Origin of the sequence: Klebsiella sp. CN_Kp104 (assembly GCF_040064515.1) — a bacterium.
GTDB lineage: Bacteria > Pseudomonadota > Gammaproteobacteria > Enterobacterales > Enterobacteriaceae > Klebsiella > Klebsiella aerogenes.
In genome coordinates this window covers 1-16,152 of the sequence record NZ_JBEAII010000030.1, presented here as the reverse complement: position 1 = coordinate 16,152, position 16,152 = coordinate 1, and the positions used below count along the sequence as shown (strand labels likewise).

At 55.8% G+C, this 16,152-nt stretch carries 13 protein-coding genes and 1 riboswitch; of the genes, 9 read left to right on the top strand and 4 right to left on the bottom strand.

What is annotated here, in order from left to right; genetic code table 11:
* The first annotated feature begins 16 nt into the window (after nucleotides 1–16).
* Nucleotides 17–667 carry a metal-binding protein ZinT gene (gene zinT / locus ABLU80_RS16325; RefSeq protein ID WP_015368916.1) on the top strand — a complete coding sequence of 217 codons (651 nt, stop codon included), beginning with the start codon at nucleotides 17–19 and terminating at the stop codon, nucleotides 665–667.
* A gap of 46 nt (nucleotides 668–713) precedes the next feature.
* Here the strand turns inward: zinT and ppc are convergent, their stop codons facing one another.
* Complete coding sequence (gene ppc / locus ABLU80_RS16320) at nucleotides 714–3,365, bottom strand: phosphoenolpyruvate carboxylase (protein ID WP_015368915.1); 2,652 nt, start codon at nucleotides 3,363–3,365, stop codon at nucleotides 714–716.
* A 257-nt stretch (nucleotides 3,366–3,622) separates the two neighbouring features.
* A complete protein-coding gene (gene argE / locus ABLU80_RS16315) occupies nucleotides 3,623–4,774 on the bottom strand; it encodes an acetylornithine deacetylase (RefSeq protein ID WP_015368914.1) in 1,152 nt (383 codons plus the stop codon).
* 113 nt (nucleotides 4,775–4,887) lie between these two features.
* On the opposite strand from argE, the gene argC reads away from it, so the two are divergent.
* From argC to oxyR, 4 genes are all read left to right on the top strand, one after another.
* Entirely contained in the window at nucleotides 4,888–5,892 is a 1,005-nt protein-coding gene (gene argC / locus ABLU80_RS16310; RefSeq protein ID WP_348850210.1) for an N-acetyl-gamma-glutamyl-phosphate reductase, read from the top strand.
* 9 nt (nucleotides 5,893–5,901) lie between these two features.
* Complete coding sequence (argB, locus tag ABLU80_RS16305) at nucleotides 5,902–6,678, top strand: acetylglutamate kinase (RefSeq protein WP_015368912.1); 777 nt, start codon at nucleotides 5,902–5,904, stop codon at nucleotides 6,676–6,678.
* A 101-nt stretch (nucleotides 6,679–6,779) separates the two neighbouring features.
* Complete coding sequence (argH, locus tag ABLU80_RS16300) at nucleotides 6,780–8,153, top strand: argininosuccinate lyase (RefSeq protein ID WP_042894760.1); 1,374 nt, start codon at nucleotides 6,780–6,782, stop codon at nucleotides 8,151–8,153.
* A 251-nt stretch (nucleotides 8,154–8,404) separates the two neighbouring features.
* Nucleotides 8,405–9,322: a DNA-binding transcriptional regulator OxyR gene (gene oxyR, locus ABLU80_RS16295; RefSeq protein ID WP_015368909.1), complete on the top strand. Its 918-nt coding sequence runs from the start codon at nucleotides 8,405–8,407 to the stop codon at nucleotides 9,320–9,322.
* Here the strand turns inward: oxyR and sthA are convergent.
* The gene (sthA, locus tag ABLU80_RS16290; RefSeq protein ID WP_015368908.1) at nucleotides 9,305–10,705 is read right to left on the bottom strand and encodes a Si-specific NAD(P)(+) transhydrogenase; all 1,401 of its coding nucleotides are present in this window, start codon (nucleotides 10,703–10,705) and stop codon (nucleotides 9,305–9,307) included. The two genes, oxyR and sthA, sit on opposite strands and share 18 nt — an antisense overlap.
* Before the next feature lie 196 nt (nucleotides 10,706–10,901).
* Between sthA and fabR the strand changes: the two genes are divergently transcribed.
* Both fabR and ABLU80_RS16280 read left to right on the top strand, forming a co-directional pair.
* Nucleotides 10,902–11,537: an HTH-type transcriptional repressor FabR gene (gene fabR, locus ABLU80_RS16285; RefSeq protein ID WP_015368907.1), complete on the top strand. Its 636-nt coding sequence runs from the start codon at nucleotides 10,902–10,904 to the stop codon at nucleotides 11,535–11,537.
* Nucleotides 11,538–11,552: 15 nt separating this feature from the next.
* Nucleotides 11,553–11,912, top strand: coding sequence for a YijD family membrane protein (locus tag ABLU80_RS16280; RefSeq protein ID WP_015368906.1), 360 nt, complete (start codon nucleotides 11,553–11,555; stop codon nucleotides 11,910–11,912).
* 52 nt (nucleotides 11,913–11,964) lie between these two features.
* Here the strand turns inward: ABLU80_RS16280 and trmA are convergent, their stop codons facing one another.
* Nucleotides 11,965–13,065: a tRNA (uridine(54)-C5)-methyltransferase TrmA gene (gene trmA / locus ABLU80_RS16275; protein ID WP_020077583.1), complete on the bottom strand. Its 1,101-nt coding sequence runs from the start codon at nucleotides 13,063–13,065 to the stop codon at nucleotides 11,965–11,967.
* Nucleotides 13,066–13,180: 115 nt separating this feature from the next.
* Nucleotides 13,181–13,369, top strand: a riboswitch (cobalamin riboswitch).
* 64 nt (nucleotides 13,370–13,433) lie between these two features.
* Between trmA and btuB the strand changes: the two genes are divergently transcribed.
* Both btuB and murI read left to right on the top strand, forming a co-directional pair.
* Complete coding sequence (gene btuB / locus ABLU80_RS16270; RefSeq protein WP_015368904.1) at nucleotides 13,434–15,281, top strand: TonB-dependent vitamin B12 receptor BtuB; 1,848 nt, start codon at nucleotides 13,434–13,436, stop codon at nucleotides 15,279–15,281.
* Nucleotides 15,226–16,077: a glutamate racemase gene (gene murI, locus ABLU80_RS16265; protein WP_015703959.1), complete on the top strand. Its 852-nt coding sequence runs from the start codon at nucleotides 15,226–15,228 to the stop codon at nucleotides 16,075–16,077. Before btuB ends, murI begins: the two co-directional genes overlap by 56 nt.
* Nucleotides 16,078–16,152 lie beyond the last annotated feature (75 nt).

Sequence of the window (16,152 nt, the reverse complement as noted above, 5' to 3'; positions counted from 1 at the left end):
AACTCAGGAGAGAGTAATGACCCGAAAGATCCCCATGCTCGCGTTTGGCTTAGGCATGGCGCTTGCGAGCGTCCAGGCGTTCGCCCACGGTAACCATAGCCATGGCCCAGCGTTGACCGACATAGAACGCCAGGCTAGCGAAGGCATTTTTGCCGATAAAGATGTGAAGGATCGCGCGTTGAGCGATTGGGATGGCGTCTGGCAGTCCGTTAATCCGTACCTGCTGAATGGCGACCTTGATCCGGTTCTGGAGCAGAAGGCGAAAAAGCCCGGCGGCAAGAGCGTGGAAGAGTATCGCGCCTATTATAAGAAGGGTTACGCCACCGACGTGGAACAGATTGGCATCGAAGATGACGTGATAGAGTTCCACGTCGGCAAGACCGTTAATAGCTGCAAATATACCTACTCAGGCTACAAAATCCTGCAATACGCCTCCGGCAAGAAGGGCGTTCGCTATCTGTTTGAGTGCCAACAGGGCGATGGTAACGCGCCGAAATTCGTCCAGTTCAGCGACCATATTATTGGCCCGCGCAAATCGCAGCATTTCCATATATTTATGGGCAATGAATCACAGGAGGCCTTGCTGAAAGAGATGGATAACTGGCCGACCTATTATCCCTATGCGCTGCATAAAGAGCAGATCGTCGATGAGATGTTGCATCACTAAAATGAGAGGGAAAATCCCCCGGCCGGGCGACCGGGGGAAACGGTGACTAGCCGGTATTACGCATCCCTGCCGCGACGCCGGCAATGGTGACCATCAGCGCTTGCTCAACGCGCGCATCCGGTTCCTCGCCAGCCTCTTCAGCCTGGCGCGAACGGTGCAACAGTTCGGCCTGCAGGACGTTAAGCGGGTCGGTATAGATGTTACGCAACTGGATGGATTCGGCGATCCACGGCAGGTCGGCCATCAGGTGGGAGTCATTAGCGATAGCCAGCACCACTTTGATATCGGCGGTTAACAGCTGACGTAGCTCTTCGCCTAGCTTCCACAGTTCCGGTTTCACCAGACGCTGATCGTAGTACTCCGCCAGCCACAGGTCGGCTTTTGAGTAGACCATTTCCAGCATTCCGAGGCGGGTCGAGAAGAACGGCCAGTCGCGGCACATGCTTTCCAGCTCGCTTTGCTTACCGCCCTCGACCACTTTCTGCAGCGCGGCACCGGCGCCCAGCCAGGCCGGCAGCATCAGGCGGTTCTGGGTCCAGGCGAAGATCCACGGGATGGCGCGCAGTGACTCGACGCCGCCGGTCGGGCGACGCTTCGCCGGGCGCGAGCCAAGCGGCAGTTTGCCCAGTTCTTGTTCCGGGGTCGCGGAGCGGAAATAAGGGACGAAGTCTTTGTTTTCCCGCACGTAGCCGCGGTACATCTTGCAGGAGACGTCGGACAGCTCGGCCATGATTTCGCGCCACTGCGGTTTTGGTTCCGGCGGCGGCAGCAGGTTGGCTTCCAGAATCGCGCTGGTGTACAACGACAGGCTGCTGATGGTCACTTCCGGCAGGCCGTACTTAAAGCGGATCATTTCGCCCTGTTCGGTGACGCGTAGGCCGCCTTTCAGGCTGCCCGGCGGCTGCGAGAGCAGCGCCGCGTGGGCCGGAGCGCCGCCGCGACCGATGGAGCCGCCGCGACCGTGGAATAGAGTCAGTTCAATACCGGCTTTTTCGCAGGTTTTGATTAGCGCGTCCTGTGCCTGGTACTGGGCCCAGGAGGCGGCCATCACGCCGGCATCTTTGGCCGAGTCGGAGTAACCGATCATGACCATCTGCTTGCCCTGAATAAAGCCGCGATACCAGTCAATATTCAGTAACTGAGTCATAACGTCGTTGGCGTTGTTCAGGTCGTCCAGCGTTTCAAACAGCGGCGCGACCGGCAGGGCAAAGCCGATACCGGCTTCTTTTAGCAGAAGATGAACCGCCAGCACGTCGGACGGCGTTTTGGCCATTGAGATCACATAAGCGGCGATCGATCCACGCGGCGCTTCGGCGATCACTTTACAGGTGTCGAGGACCTCGCGGGTCTCTTCGCTCGGCTCCCACTGACGCGGCAGCAGCGGGCGTTTGGAGTTCAGCTCACGGATCAGGAAGGCCTGCTTGTCGGCTTCCGACCAGCTTTCATAATCGCCGATCCCGAGGTAGCGGGTCATTTCGCCCAGCGCTTCGGTATGGCGGGTACTTTCCTGACGGATATCGATACGCACCAGCGGTACGCCGAAAGATTTCACCCGGCGCAGGGTATCGAGCAGTTCGCCGTTGGCGATGATGCCCATTCCGCAGGCCTGCAGCGATTTATAGCAGGCATACAGCGGTTCCCACAGCTGTTCGTTTTGCGTGATAAGCCCCGCCGGTTTCGGCAGTTTTTGCCCTTTCAGACGCGCTTCCAGCCAGGCCTGGGTCTCCATCAACTGGCTACGCAGCTTTTTCATCAGATAACGATACGGCTCTTGCGCGCCTTCCGCACCCGCCAAATCGCGGAGCTCGTCGGTGCATTCGACCATCGACAGCTCGGAGATAAGCACCTGGATATCTTTCAGGAACAGATCGGTCGCTTTCCAGCGGCTGAGCAACAGTACGTGGCGGGTGATATCGGCGGTGACGTTCGGGTTGCCGTCACGGTCGCCGCCCATCCAGGAAGTGAATCGTACCGGCACAAAATCAACCGGTAGCTGGTAGCCGAGGTTGGCTTCCAGCTGTTCGTTCAGCTCGCGCAGATAGTTCGGCACGCCTTCCCACAGGCTGTTTTCAACTACCGCGAAACCCCATTTGGCTTCATCGACCGGAGAAGGGCGGTGCTTACGAATTTCATCGGTATGCCAGGACTGGGCGATCAGCTGGCGCAGGCGGCGCATCAGCTGGTTGTGCTCATAGTCGGCGATATCTTTGTTATCCAACTGCTTAAGGCAGTTGTTCACTTCCACCATTTTATGGATCAGCGTCCGGCGGGTGATTTCGGTCGGGTGAGCGGTTAATACCAGCTCCAGCGACAGGGATTCCACCGCTTTTTTTATGGTGTCTTCGTTGAGATTGGGTTGGTCTTTGAGTTTTCTCAGGGTACGCGCAATAACTTCCGGATTGCTGGCGGCTTCGCCGTTGGGCGAAATGCTGTGATATTGCTCAGCGGTATTGGCCAGATTCAGGAACTGGCTAAAGGCGCGCGCCACCGGCAGCAGCTCGTCGTTGGACAAGTTTTGCAGCGTGGTAAGCAGCTCCTGGCGATTGGCTTCATTGCCCGCGCGAGAAGATTTGGACAACTTACGGATAGTTTCGACACGATCAAGAATGTTTTCTCCTAACGCATCCTTGATGGTGTCGCCCAGCACCTTACCGAGCATACTGACATTACTACGCAAAGCGGAATATTGTTCGTTCATGTTACCCCAGACACCCCATCTCATTTTATTTTGTTATATCCGGCGCTCCGTGATTTGAGCAGTGGATAAGCAACCCGTCTTTTATAAAGCCACGTAAATACCCCCGCGTCAATTGCTGCGAAATCGCTTCAGCAAACGAATAAATGGCGATAATTTGCGAAAGTTAACTCAGCGGTCGGCGGATAAGCATTACTTATGGAAGTGTGACGATCGTCACTCTCCCGCCTCCGGACGTGAAGGCGGGAAACTAGCAGCGATTAATGCCAGCAGAAGTGATGGACAACCTGAGTGATGAGCTCGCGCGTCGGCTTAATAAACCGCGTCTCCAGATATTCATCCGGCTGGTGGGCCTGGTTGATGGAGCCCGGTCCTAACACCAGCGTAGGACACAGCGTCTGGATAAACGGCGCTTCGGTGCAGTAGTTCACCACTTCGGTCTGCGCGCCGAGCAGTTTTTCAACCACTTCGACCAGCTTGTGGTCCGGCGGGCATTCATAGCCTGGAATCGGCGGATGCAGCTCAGAGACCGTCAGACGCCCCGGCCAGCGTTCGCTGACCGGCGCCAGCGCTTCATCCAGCAGGCCGTTCAGGTCGTTAAGCGTCATCCCCGGCAATGGACGAATATCCATGTGCAATTCGCAGCAGGCGCAGATGCGATTGGATGCATCGCCGCCGTGAATGGCGCCCAGGTTGAGCGTCGGATAAGGCACGGTGAAAGCGGCATAGTGGTAACGCTCTTTTAAATCATCGCGCAGTTGCATAATGCGGCCAATCGCATCGTGCATCAGTTCGATAGCGTTCACGCCGCGCGCCGGGTCGCTGGAGTGGCCGGACTGGCCCAGTACGCGTACCGCTGTTGAAATGTGGCCTTTATGCGCCCGCACCGGCTGCAGCGAGGTCGGCTCGCCGATGATGGCGCAATCCGGGCGCAGTTGCGTGGTTTCGGCAAAGTAGCGCGCGCCCGCCATGCTGGTTTCTTCGTCAGCGGTGGCCAGAATATACAGCGGTTTTTTCAATTTACTGACGTCAACGTCGCGCAGGGCATCGAGGATAAACGCGAAGAAGCCTTTCATATCGGCGGTGCCGAGCCCGTAGAGTTTGTTGTCGTGCTCCGTAAGTGTAAACGGGTCGCGGGTCCAGCGACCATCGTCGAAAGGCACGGTATCGGTATGCCCGGCGAGCAGCAGGCCGCCAGCGCCGTGGCCAGTGCTGGCCAACATATTGAATTTATTGCGCGTCTCAGGTACCGGCTGGATCTCGACGTTGAAGCCCAGATCGCGGAACCAGCCGCCGAGTAAATTGATTAAAGACTCATTGCTTTGATCCAGCGCTTCTTCGGTCGCGCTGATGGATGGTGTGGCGATCAATGCGCGGTAAATCTCGATAAAGGGCGGTAAATTGTTTTTCATTGTTGACACACCTCAGGTCATGATAGTATCAATATTCATGCAGTATTTGTGAATAAAAATACAATATCGTTGAGCGCAATAAAACCCATCGAATGTAAGGAGATGCTCTTCCAATGCTAAATACGCTGATCGTGGGAGCTAGCGGCTATGCCGGCGCAGAGCTGGTGGCCTATGTAAATCGCCACCCTCATATGAACATAACCGCTTTGACCGTCTCCGCGCAAAGCAATGATGCCGGAAAGTTAATTTCCGATATACATCCGCAGCTGAAAGGTATTGTCGACCTGCCGCTGCAGGCAATGTCCGATATCAGCGAATTTAGCGCCGGCGCGGATGTAGTGTTCCTCGCCACCGCGCATGAAGTTAGCCACGATCTGGCGCCGCAGTTTTTGGCCGCGGGCTGCGTGGTGTTCGATTTATCCGGCGCGTTTCGCGTCAACGATGGCGCGTTCTACGAAAAATACTACGGTTTCACTCATCAGCATTCCGATCTGCTTAAGCAGGCGGTATACGGTCTGGCGGAGTGGAACGTAGAAGCATTGAAAGAGGCGAATTTGATCGCGGTGCCTGGCTGCTACCCGACGGCGGCGCAGCTGGCGTTAAAACCGCTGATCGATGCCGGTCTGCTGGATCTGAAGCAGTGGCCGGTGATCAACGCCACCAGCGGCGTCAGCGGCGCCGGGCGTAAGGCGGCGATGAGCAATAGCTTCTGCGAAGTCAGCCTGCAGCCGTACGGCGTTTTCAATCATCGCCATCATCCAGAAATTGCCACCCATCTGGGTGCAGAGGTGATCTTCACTCCCCATTTGGGCAATTTTAAACGCGGTATTCTGGAAACCATTACCTGTCGCCTGAAGCCGGGCGTCGGTAAAGAGCAGGTGGCTGAGGTCTTCCAGCAGGCCTATGCCAATAAGCCGTTGGTCCGTTTATACGATAAAGGCGTACCGGCGCTGAAAAACGTAGTTGGGCTGCCATTCTGTGATATCGGTTTTGCCGTCCAGGATGAACATATTATCGTCGTGGCCGCAGAAGATAACCTGCTGAAAGGCGCGGCAGCGCAGGCCGTGCAGTGCGCTAACATTCGTTTCGGCTTCGCTGAGACGCAGTCTTTAATTTAAGGTGTGATGATGAACAATCCATTGATTATCAAACTTGGCGGCGTGTTGTTGGATAGCGAAGAAGCGCTGGAACGTCTGTTTACCGCCTTGGTGCACTACCGCGAAACACACCAGCGTCCGCTGGTTATCGTCCACGGCGGCGGCTGCGTGGTGGATGAGCTGATGAAACAGCTTAATCTGCCGGTGAAAAAGAAAAATGGCCTGCGCGTAACGCCTGCCGATCAGATTGACATCATTACCGGCGCGCTGGCGGGAACTGCCAATAAAACGCTGCTGGCATGGGCGAAAAAGCATGGTCTTTCCTCGGTAGGGCTGTTCCTCGGCGATGGCGATAGCGTGAAGGTGACTCAGTTGGATGAAGAACTGGGCCACGTCGGTAAAGCGCAGGCAGGCTCGCCGACGCTTATCAATACGCTGTTGGCGGGCGGCTACCTGCCTGTCGTGAGCTCGATTGGCGTCACCGACGAAGGACAACTGATGAACGTCAACGCCGATCAGGCAGCGACGGCGCTGGCGGCGACGTTGGGCGCGGATCTTATCTTGCTGTCCGATGTTAGCGGCATTCTCGACGGTAAAGGTCAGCGGATTGCGGAAATGACCGCCTCCAGGGCCGAGCAACTGATTGAACAGGGCATTATTACCGACGGCATGATTGTGAAAGTGAACGCGGCGCTGGACGCGGCGCGCGAGCTGGGCCGCCCGGTGGATATCGCTTCCTGGCGCCATGCCGAGCAGCTGCCGGCATTATTTAACGGTACCCCGATCGGTACGCGTATTTTGGCTTAAGATTGAATGCCCGGCGGCGCGTTGCTTGCCGGGGCGACAAGACCGTAGACCGGGTAAGCGCAGCGCGACCCGGCAGAACTCACGAATAAAGGAAGCATGTTATGGCACTTTGGGGCGGGCGTTTTACACAGGCAGCAGATCAGCGGTTCAAACAATTCAACGACTCTTTACGCTTTGACTATCGTCTGGCGGAACAGGATATCGTGGGATCCGTCGCCTGGTCCAAAGCGCTGGTAACCGTAGGCGTACTGACCGCCGATGAGCAGCTGCAGCTGGAAGAGGCGCTGAACGTCTTGCTGGAAGAGGTACGCGCCAACCCGCAGCAAATCCTTGAAAGCGATGCCGAAGATATCCATAGCTGGGTCGAAGGAAAACTGATCGATAAAGTCGGCCAGTTGGGCAAAAAACTGCATACCGGACGTAGTCGTAATGACCAGGTCGCCACCGATCTCAAGCTGTGGTGCAAAGAGACCGTCACCGAGTTGCTGACCGCGACCCGCCAACTGCAAAGCGCGCTGGTGGAAACCGCTGGCAACAATCAGGATGCGGTGATGCCGGGTTATACCCATTTGCAACGCGCGCAACCAGTGACTTTTGCGCACTGGTGTCTGGCCTACGTTGAAATGCTGGCCCGTGATGAAAGCCGTCTGCAGGACGCGCTCAAGCGCCTCGATGTCAGCCCGCTGGGCTGCGGCGCGCTGGCGGGAACCGCTTATGAAATCGACCGTGAGCAGCTGGCCGGTTGGTTGGGTTTCGCATCGGCGACCCGTAACAGCCTCGATAGCGTCTCCGATCGCGATCACGTGCTGGAACTGCTTTCCGATGCCTCTATCGGCATGGTGCACCTGTCGCGTTTTGCCGAAGATCTGATTTTCTTCAATACCGGCGAAGCGGGTTTTGTTGAACTGTCTGACCGCGTTACTTCCGGTTCGTCGCTGATGCCGCAGAAGAAAAACCCGGATGCGCTGGAACTGATCCGCGGTAAATGCGGCCGAGTGCAGGGCGCGCTGACCGGCATGATGATGACCCTGAAAGGGCTACCGCTGGCCTACAACAAAGATATGCAGGAAGACAAAGAAGGGCTGTTCGATGCGCTGGACACCTGGCTTGACTGCCTGCACATGGCGGCGCTGGTGCTGGACGGTATCCAGGTGAAACGTCCGCGCTGTGCGGAAGCGGCGCAGCAGGGTTACGCCAACGCTACCGAGCTGGCGGATTACCTGGTGGCAAAAGGCGTTCCGTTCCGCGAAGCACACCATATCGTCGGTGAAGCGGTGGTTGAAGCGATTGCTCAGGGCAAAGCGCTGGAAGATTTACCGTTAAGCGACCTGCAAAAGTTCAGCAACGTTATCGGCGATGACGTCTATCCGATCCTGTCGTTGCAGTCCTGCCTTGATAAACGTGCGGCCAAAGGCGGCGTCTCGCCGCAGCAGGTGGCGCAGGCGATTGCCGACGCCAGACAGCGCCTGGTGTAAGAGATTACACCGATGTTGAATGAGCCTGGGTAATCCCCGGGCTTTTTTACGCAAAAAAAAGCGGACACGAGGTCCGCAAAAGTTCACGTTGGCTTTAGTTGTTCGGGTAGGGAAACTGTGAGGCGACTCAATGATTTTCAGATGTTCTCCTCGTTTCTGTGGTTATTATTGAACAGAAAACTTGATAGGGATAATCGTTCGTTGCTATTCTATCTATCGCCATGGACTATCGTGGCGATGGAGGATGAATAATGAATATTCGCGATCTTGAATACCTGGTAGCGCTGGCTGAACATCGCCACTTCCGACGTGCGGCAGATTCCTGCCACGTCAGTCAGCCTACGCTTAGCGGACAAATTCGCAAGCTGGAAGATGAACTTGGGGTGATGTTGCTGGAGCGCACCAGCCGTAAGGTTCTGTTCACTCAGGCGGGTTTGCTGCTGGTGGATCAGGCGCGTACCGTGCTACGCGAAGTAAAAGTGCTCAAGGAGATGGCAAGCCAGCAAGGGGAAACCATGTCCGGGCCGCTGCATATCGGCCTGATCCCAACGGTGGGGCCATATTTGCTGCCGCACATAATTCCGATGCTGCATCAGACTTTCCCGAAGCTGGAAATGTATCTGCATGAGGCGCAAACCCATCAGCTGCTGGCGCAGCTCGATAGCGGTAAGCTCGACTGCGCGATCCTCGCGCTGGTCAAAGAGAGTGAAGCCTTTATCGAAGTGCCGCTGTTCGATGAGCCGATGATGCTGGCTATCTACGAAGACCATCCGTGGGCAGAGCGCGATCGCGTGCCGATGGCGGATTTAGCGGGTGAAAAGCTGTTGATGCTGGAAGACGGACACTGTCTGCGCGACCAGGCGATGGGCTTCTGCTTTGAAGCGGGTGCGGACGAAGATACCCACTTCCGCGCGACCAGCCTTGAAACGCTGCGCAACATGGTTGCCGCCGGAAGTGGTATTACACTACTGCCTGCGCTGGCGGTGCCGCAGGAGAGAAAACGCGATGGCGTGGTCTATATTCCGTGCATTAAGCCGGAACCAAGACGCACCATCGGGCTGGTTTATCGTCCTGGTTCGCCGCTGCGTAGCCGCTATGAGCATTTGGCGGAGGCCATCCGCAGTACTATGGATGGCCACTTCGATAAGGCGTTAAAAGAGGCGGTTTAAGCCGTTTAACGCCGCTACCCGATAGGCTTCGGCCATGGTCGGGTAGTTAAAGGTGGTGTTAACGAAGTACTCAATGGTGTTACCGCCGCCTTTCTGCTCCATAATCGCCTGGCCGATATGAATAATTTCGGCCGCGCGCTCACCAAAGCAGTGGATGCCGAGGATCTCTTTCGTCTCGCGATGGAACAGAATCTTCAGCGTACCCACGCTCATACCGACGATTTGCGCCCGCGCCAGATGTTTAAACTGTGCGCGACCTACCTCATAAGGCACCTTCATCGCGGTTAGCTGCTGCTCGGTTTTACCCACCGAGCTGATTTCCGGAATGGTGTAGATCCCGGTCGGGATATCTTCAATCAGATGCGCGGAGGCTTCGCCTTTGATCAGCGCCTGCGCGGCGATGCGTCCCTGATCGTAAGCCGCTGACGCCAGGCTTGGATAACCGATAACGTCACCGACGGCATAGATGTGCGGTAGGGCGGTCTGATACATGCTGTTTACTTTCAGCTGGCCGCGGCTGTCGGTTTGCAGACCGATATTTTCCAGCGCCAGCGTATCGGTGTTACCGGTACGACCGTTGGCGTACAGCAGGCAGTCAGCTTTCAGCTTCTTACCAGACTTCAGATGCATGATCACGCCGTCATCGACGCCTTCGATTTTCTCGTACTCTTCGTTATGGCGGATAACCACGCCGCTGTTCCAGAAGTGATAGGAGAGCGAATCGGACATCTCCTGATCGAGGAACGCCAGTAGACGATCGCGGGTATTGATCAGATCGACCTTAACCTCCATACCGCGGAAGATCGACGCGTACTCGCAGCCGATCACCCCGGCGCCGTAAATGATCACATGGCGCGGTTCGTGGTGCAGGCTAAGAATGGAATCGCTGTCGTAAATACGCGGGTGGTGGAAATCGACGTCGGCCGGATGATACGGGCGCGAGCCGCAGGCGATAACGAATTTCTCGGCGGTGACCGTTTCTACGGTGCCATCGTGACACTCCAGCGCCAGCGTGTGCTCATCAACAAAGTGGGCGTTGCCCTGCAGAATTTCGCAGTGGTTGCGCTCATAGAAACCCTGACGCATATGGGTTTGCTGGTTAATGACGCTGTCGGCATGGTTGAGGATGTCGGCGAAGGAAGAACGGAGAAGACGGGAATGGTCGCTGTAGAGGGGGTTTTGGTTAAACTCGATAATACGGCTGACGGCATGGCGAAGCGCTTTTGACGGGATGGTTCCCCAGTGGGTACAACCACCGCCGACGTTATGGTAGCGTTCGATAACGGCAACACGAGCTCCCTGTTTCACCAGTCCCATAGCGGCGCCTTCACCGCCAGGACCGGAACCAATCACTATTGCATCATAATCCCAAGAGTGTGACATGGCATTACTCACCTGTTTTATACACAAAATAAACACGATGATAACATTTGGCGAGCTTTAACCCAATTATCGTTGTGCTTTTTTGCGGCATAAAAGCAGAAACGGCTCATAAACAATCATTCACAATCCAGTACAAACCGATTAGTTTTAATCTCTGGTATAGTGCCGACAGGGCTATTGGAAGGATTCATACATCGTGATGGGCGTAAGAGCACAACAAAAAGAAAAAACCCGCCGCTCGCTGGTGGAAGCGGCATTTAGCCAACTTAGCGCTGAGCGAAGCTTTGCCAGCCTGAGCTTGCGTGAGGTTGCGCGGGAAGCAGGGATCGCGCCGACGTCCTTTTATCGTCATTTTCGCGATGTCGATGAGTTAGGCCTGACGATGGTAGACGAAAGCGGGCTAATGCTGCGCCAGCTGATGCGCCAGGCGCGCCAGCGCATTGCGAAAGGCGGCAGCGTCATCCGCACCTCCGTCTCTACCTTTATGGAGTTTATTGGTAACAACCCGAACGCCTTCCGCCTGCTGTTGCGTGAGCGTTCTGGCACATCCGCGGCGTTTCGAGCCGCTGTAGCGCGCGAGATCCAGCATTTCATCGCGGAACTTGCCGACTATTTAGAACTCGAAAACCATATGCCGCGCGCCTTTACCGAAGCGCAGGCTGAAGCTATGGTCACCATCGTATTCAACGCCGGTGCGGAAGCGTTGGACGTCAGTCCGGAGCAGCGCCGACAGCTGGAAGAGCGGCTGGTACTGCAGCTCAGAATGATTTCAAAAGGCGCGTATTACTGGTATCGCCGTGAACAAGAAAAAATGTCACATCATTCCGAATAACGTGAAGGACGAGCAATGAAACACTCAGTTCAAGATAAAGGTACGCTACTGCTGGCGCTGATCGCGGGTCTGTCCATTAATGGCACCTTCGCCGCGCTGTTCAGCTCAATCGTTCCCTTTTCCATCTTCCCGGTTCTGTCGCTGCTGCTGACGGTATACTGTCTGCACCAGCGCTATCAGAACCGCAGTATGCCGGTCGGGCTGCCGGGGCTTTCCGCCGCCTGCTTTATTCTCGGCGTTCTGCTGTATAGCACCGTGGTGCGCGCAGAATATCCGGATATCGGCTCTAACTTCTTCCCGGCGGTGCTGTCTGTCGCGATGGTGTTCTGGATCGGTTACAAGATGCGCAACCGCAAAGATACCGCGGCGGAGTAATCCGCCAGGCAATAACCCGGCAACGTTGCGTTCGCCGGGTTTTTTTATGCGTTTATTTCTTCGTTAACAGTACGCCGCATTCCATATGGTGGGTATACGGGAACTGATCGAATAGCGCCAGGCGGGTGACATTGTGCGTCTGGCTGAGGGTTTCCAGGTTCTGGCACAGTGTTTCCGGGTTGCAGGAGATATAGAGAATTCGTGGATAGGCCTGGACCATTTTTTCGGTCTCGCTATCCAGCCCGCTGCGCGGCGGATCGACAAAAATGGTTTCGCACTGATAGCTTTGCAGATCGATACCCTGCAGGCGGTTAAACTCCCGCACGCCGTTCATCGCCTGGGTAAATTCTTCCGCCGCCATACGGATAATTTGCACGTTATCGATATGGTTGGCGGCAATGTTGTATTGCGCGGAGGCGACTGACGGTTTAGCGATTTCCGTCGCCAGCACGCGATCGAAGTTACGCGCCAGCGCCAGCGAGAAGTTGCCGTTGCCGCAGTAGAGCTCCAGCAGATCGCCGGTGGAACCTTTGGTGACGTCCAGCGCCCACTCCAGCATCTGAATATTCATCGCCGCGTTTGGCTGGGTAAAGCTGTTTTCCACCTGACGATAGATCATTTCGCGCCCGCCAACCGGCAGACGTTCATCGACATAATCCCTATCGAGCTCGATTTTGGTTTTAGTGGCGCGGCCTATCAGCTGCACGTTGAGATTTTGCGCGCGTAGGGCATCGCGCAGCGCTTCCGCATGCTGGCGCCATTCGTCGTCGAGTTTCTTGTGATAGAGCAGCGAGACGATGGCCTGGTTGCTCATGGTCGTCAGATAATCAATCTGGAAAAGTTTATGGCGCAGGACCGGGTTATGGCGCACGCCGTCGAGCATTGCCGGCATCAGCTGGTTGATGAGCTCGCTGGCGGCGGGGAAGGTATCGACGCGAATACGTGACTTGGTCTGCTGATCGAAGATGATGTGATAGAGGTCGTCGCCGTCGTGCCACAGGCGAAATTCAGCGCGCATCCGGTAGTGGCTGACCGGCGAACGAAACACCTCCGGAACCGGCGCGGCAAAAGGGGCCATCATTTTCTGCAAACGGACGACTTTTTCTGCCAGTTGCGCTTCGTATTGCTCGGTAGGGAGGTGTTCGGGGGTCATGATGCATCCTGAATAAAATAAGTACGCGGGGATTGTAGGGAAAGCATTGGGGATGTCCAGCCCTGGTTGCGGATGAAATATCGTTATAGCAGTCTGGACATCTATATGTTTCTAATTGTAGCATCTTGCAACCGGTCCTCTGAGTTAATAGGGAATCCAGTGCGAATCTGGAGCTGACGCGCAGCGGTAAGGAAAGGCGAGAAATAAGCGCACTCGGTGCAGACACTGCGGTTAGCCGTGGGAAGTCATTATTTCTTAAAGCAGCCTCCAAGCCCGAAGACCTGCCGGATACGTCGCATTTGGTTTCTATCATCGCGAGCTACTGATAGAGCCGGCGGCATCCTCTCTATATTATGGATGCTTTTACAATGATTAAAAAAGCTTCGCTGATGACGGCTTTATCCGTCACGGCATTTTCCGGCTGGGCGCAGGACAGCAATTCAAATACGTTAGTGGTGACGGCAAACCGTGTGGCGCAACCTATCGAGACCGTGCTGGCGCCGGTGAGCGTGGTGACGCGGCAGGATATCGATCGCTGGCAGTCAACCTCTCTCACCGATGTGATGCGCCGCCTGCCGGGCGTGGACATCGCGCAAAACGGCGGCATGGGGCAGCAGAGCTCTCTTTTCGTACGCGGCACCAACTCCAGCCATGTCTTAATCCTGGTGGATGGCGTACGTCTGAATCAGGCGGGCGTCAGCGGCTCTTCCGACTTAAGCCAGTTCCCTATCGCTCTGGTACAGCGCATTGAATACGTTCGTGGCCCGCGCTCGGCGGTCTACGGTTCGGATGCGATCGGCGGGGTGGTAAACATTATTACCACTCGCGACCAGGACGGCACCACGCTCAATGCCGGCGTGGGCTCAAATGGCTACCAGAACTATGGCGGCAGCACGCAGCAGACTTTCGGCGGTCATACCCGCGTCACCCTGGCGGGCGACTACACCTATACCAAAGGATTTGATGTGGTTGCGGAAGGCAATACCGGCGGCGTTCGCCAGCCGGATCGCGATGGCTTTATGAGCAAAACGATCTACGGCGCGCTGGAGCATAGCTTCTCCAATGAGTGGAGCGGCTTTGTGCGTGGGTACGGCTATGACAACCGGACGGCCTACGACGGCTCTCCTTATGGCGGCGTATTAGTCGACACTCGCCAGTTGTATAGCCAGACCTGGGATGCCGGCCTGCGTTTTAATCAGGATATCTTCCACTCGCAGCTGACTTCCAGCTATAGCCACAGCAAGGACTACAATTACGATCCGCGACTGGGGCGCTATGACACCTCGGCGACGCTGGATGAAGTGAAACAGTACAATGTGCAGTGGGCGAACACGGTCGATGTTGGCCACGGCAACGTTGGCGCTGGAATTGACTGGCAAAAACAAACCACCGAGCCTGGCACGAACTATGTGACCGATGGCTATGAAATCCGTAATACCGGCCTGTTTATCACTGGCTTGCAAAAGTTGGGCGATTTCACTCTGGAAGGGGCGGCGCGTAGTGATGATAACTCGCAGTTTGGCCAGCATGGTACCTGGCAGAGCAGCGCCGCGTGGGAATTTATCGACGGCTACCGCTTTATCGCCTCTTATGGCACCGCCTACAAAGCGCCGAATCTCGGCCAGCTGTACGGCTTCTACGGTAATCAGAATCTCGACCCGGAAGAGAGCAAGCAGTGGGAAGGGGCCTTTGAAGGCCTGACGTCTGGGGTGACATGGCGTCTGTCCGGATATCGTAACGACATCGACAATCTGATCGACTACGACTCGCAGCTGATGAAATATTACAACGTCGGCAAGGCGCGTATTAAAGGTATTGAAGCGACGGCGTCGTTTGATACCGGGCCGCTGGCGCACAGCATCAGCTATGACTATGTCGATGCGCGTGATGCGAAAACCAACGAGCTGCTGGTGCGCCGGGCAAAACAGCAGGTGAAATACCAGCTGGACTGGCAGGTTTATGATTTCGACTGGGGTGTGACCTATCACTATCTTGGCACCCGTTATGACAACACTTACGACCCGGTAACCTATGCGCCTGAGAGCGTTAAGTTGGGCGGCGTAAGCTTGTGGGATCTCGCAGTTTCGTATCCAGTCACCTCACATCTCACAGTTCGTGGTAAAATAGCCAACCTGTTCGATAAAGATTACGAGACAGTATATGGCTACCAAACTGCAGGACGGGAATACACCTTGTCTGGCAGCTACACCTTCTGATCCACGCCCCACCGTGCTGGTGTTTGATTCCGGCGTCGGTGGGTTGTCGGTATATAACGAGATTCGGCAGCTGTTGCCGGATCTACATTATATTTATGCTTTCGATAACGTTGCCTTCCCCTATGGCGAGAAGAGCGAGGAGTTTATCGTTGAGCGTGTTGTTGAAATCGTGACTGCCGTTCAGCAACGCTATCCTCTGGCGCTGGCGGTCATCGCCTGTAATACCGCCAGTACCGTTTCCCTGCCAGCCCTACGTGAAAAGTTCGCTTTCCCGGTGGTCGGCGTGGTGCCGGCGATTAAGCCTGCCGCGCGCTTAACGGCGAACGGTATTGTCGGCCTGCTGGCGACACGCGGAACCGTCAAGCGTCCTTATACTCGTGAACTCATTGACCGCTTTGCCAATGAATGCCGCATCGAAATGCTGGGTTCCGCTGAGCTGGTGGAACTGGCAGAGGCGAAGCTGCACGGCGAAGCGGTACCGTTGGAAGAGCTGCGTCGAATTCTGCGCCCGTGGCTACGGATGCAGGAACCGCCCGATACGGTCGTATTAGGTTGTACGCACTTCCCACTACTGGCGGAAGAACTGCAACAGGTTATGCCGGAAGGAACGCGGTTTATCGATTCCGGCGCGGCGATTGCTCGACGCACCGCCTGGCTGCTGGAGCATGAAGCGCCGGATGCCAAATCGAATGATGCCAATAAGGCTTTTTGCATGGCGATTACCCCGGATACTGAACAGCTTTTACCCGTTTTACAGCGTTATGGCTTTGAAACGCTGGAAAAACTACCGCTTTAAAGGCGTTTTGCGCAAAAAAAAGACGGTTGAAAAGTTTTTTGAAAACAGGGCTTGTCAACGTCTCAGAACTCCCTA

What these genes read in the sequence shown, in the direction of transcription:
- argB (WP_015368912.1), top strand. Translation starts at nt 5,902, where the DNA reads ATGAACAATCCATTGATTATCAAACTTGGCGGCGTGTTGTTGGATAGC.
- murI (WP_015703959.1), top strand. Translation starts at nt 15,226, where the DNA reads ATGGCTACCAAACTGCAGGACGGGAATACACCTTGTCTGGCAGCTACA.
- argC (WP_348850210.1), top strand. Translation starts at nt 4,888, where the DNA reads ATGCTAAATACGCTGATCGTGGGAGCTAGCGGCTATGCCGGCGCAGAG.
- ABLU80_RS16280 (WP_015368906.1), top strand. Translation starts at nt 11,553, where the DNA reads ATGAAACACTCAGTTCAAGATAAAGGTACGCTACTGCTGGCGCTGATC.
- trmA (WP_020077583.1), bottom strand. Translation starts at nt 13,065, where the DNA reads ATGACCCCCGAACACCTCCCTACCGAGCAATACGAAGCGCAACTGGCA.
- ppc (WP_015368915.1), bottom strand. Translation starts at nt 3,365, where the DNA reads ATGAACGAACAATATTCCGCTTTGCGTAGTAATGTCAGTATGCTCGGT.
- sthA (WP_015368908.1), bottom strand. Translation starts at nt 10,705, where the DNA reads ATGTCACACTCTTGGGATTATGATGCAATAGTGATTGGTTCCGGTCCT.
- zinT (WP_015368916.1), top strand. Translation starts at nt 17, where the DNA reads ATGACCCGAAAGATCCCCATGCTCGCGTTTGGCTTAGGCATGGCGCTT.
- argH (WP_042894760.1), top strand. Translation starts at nt 6,780, where the DNA reads ATGGCACTTTGGGGCGGGCGTTTTACACAGGCAGCAGATCAGCGGTTC.
- argE (WP_015368914.1), bottom strand. Translation starts at nt 4,774, where the DNA reads ATGAAAAACAATTTACCGCCCTTTATCGAGATTTACCGCGCATTGATC.
- oxyR (WP_015368909.1), top strand. Translation starts at nt 8,405, where the DNA reads ATGAATATTCGCGATCTTGAATACCTGGTAGCGCTGGCTGAACATCGC.
- btuB (WP_015368904.1), top strand. Translation starts at nt 13,434, where the DNA reads ATGATTAAAAAAGCTTCGCTGATGACGGCTTTATCCGTCACGGCATTT.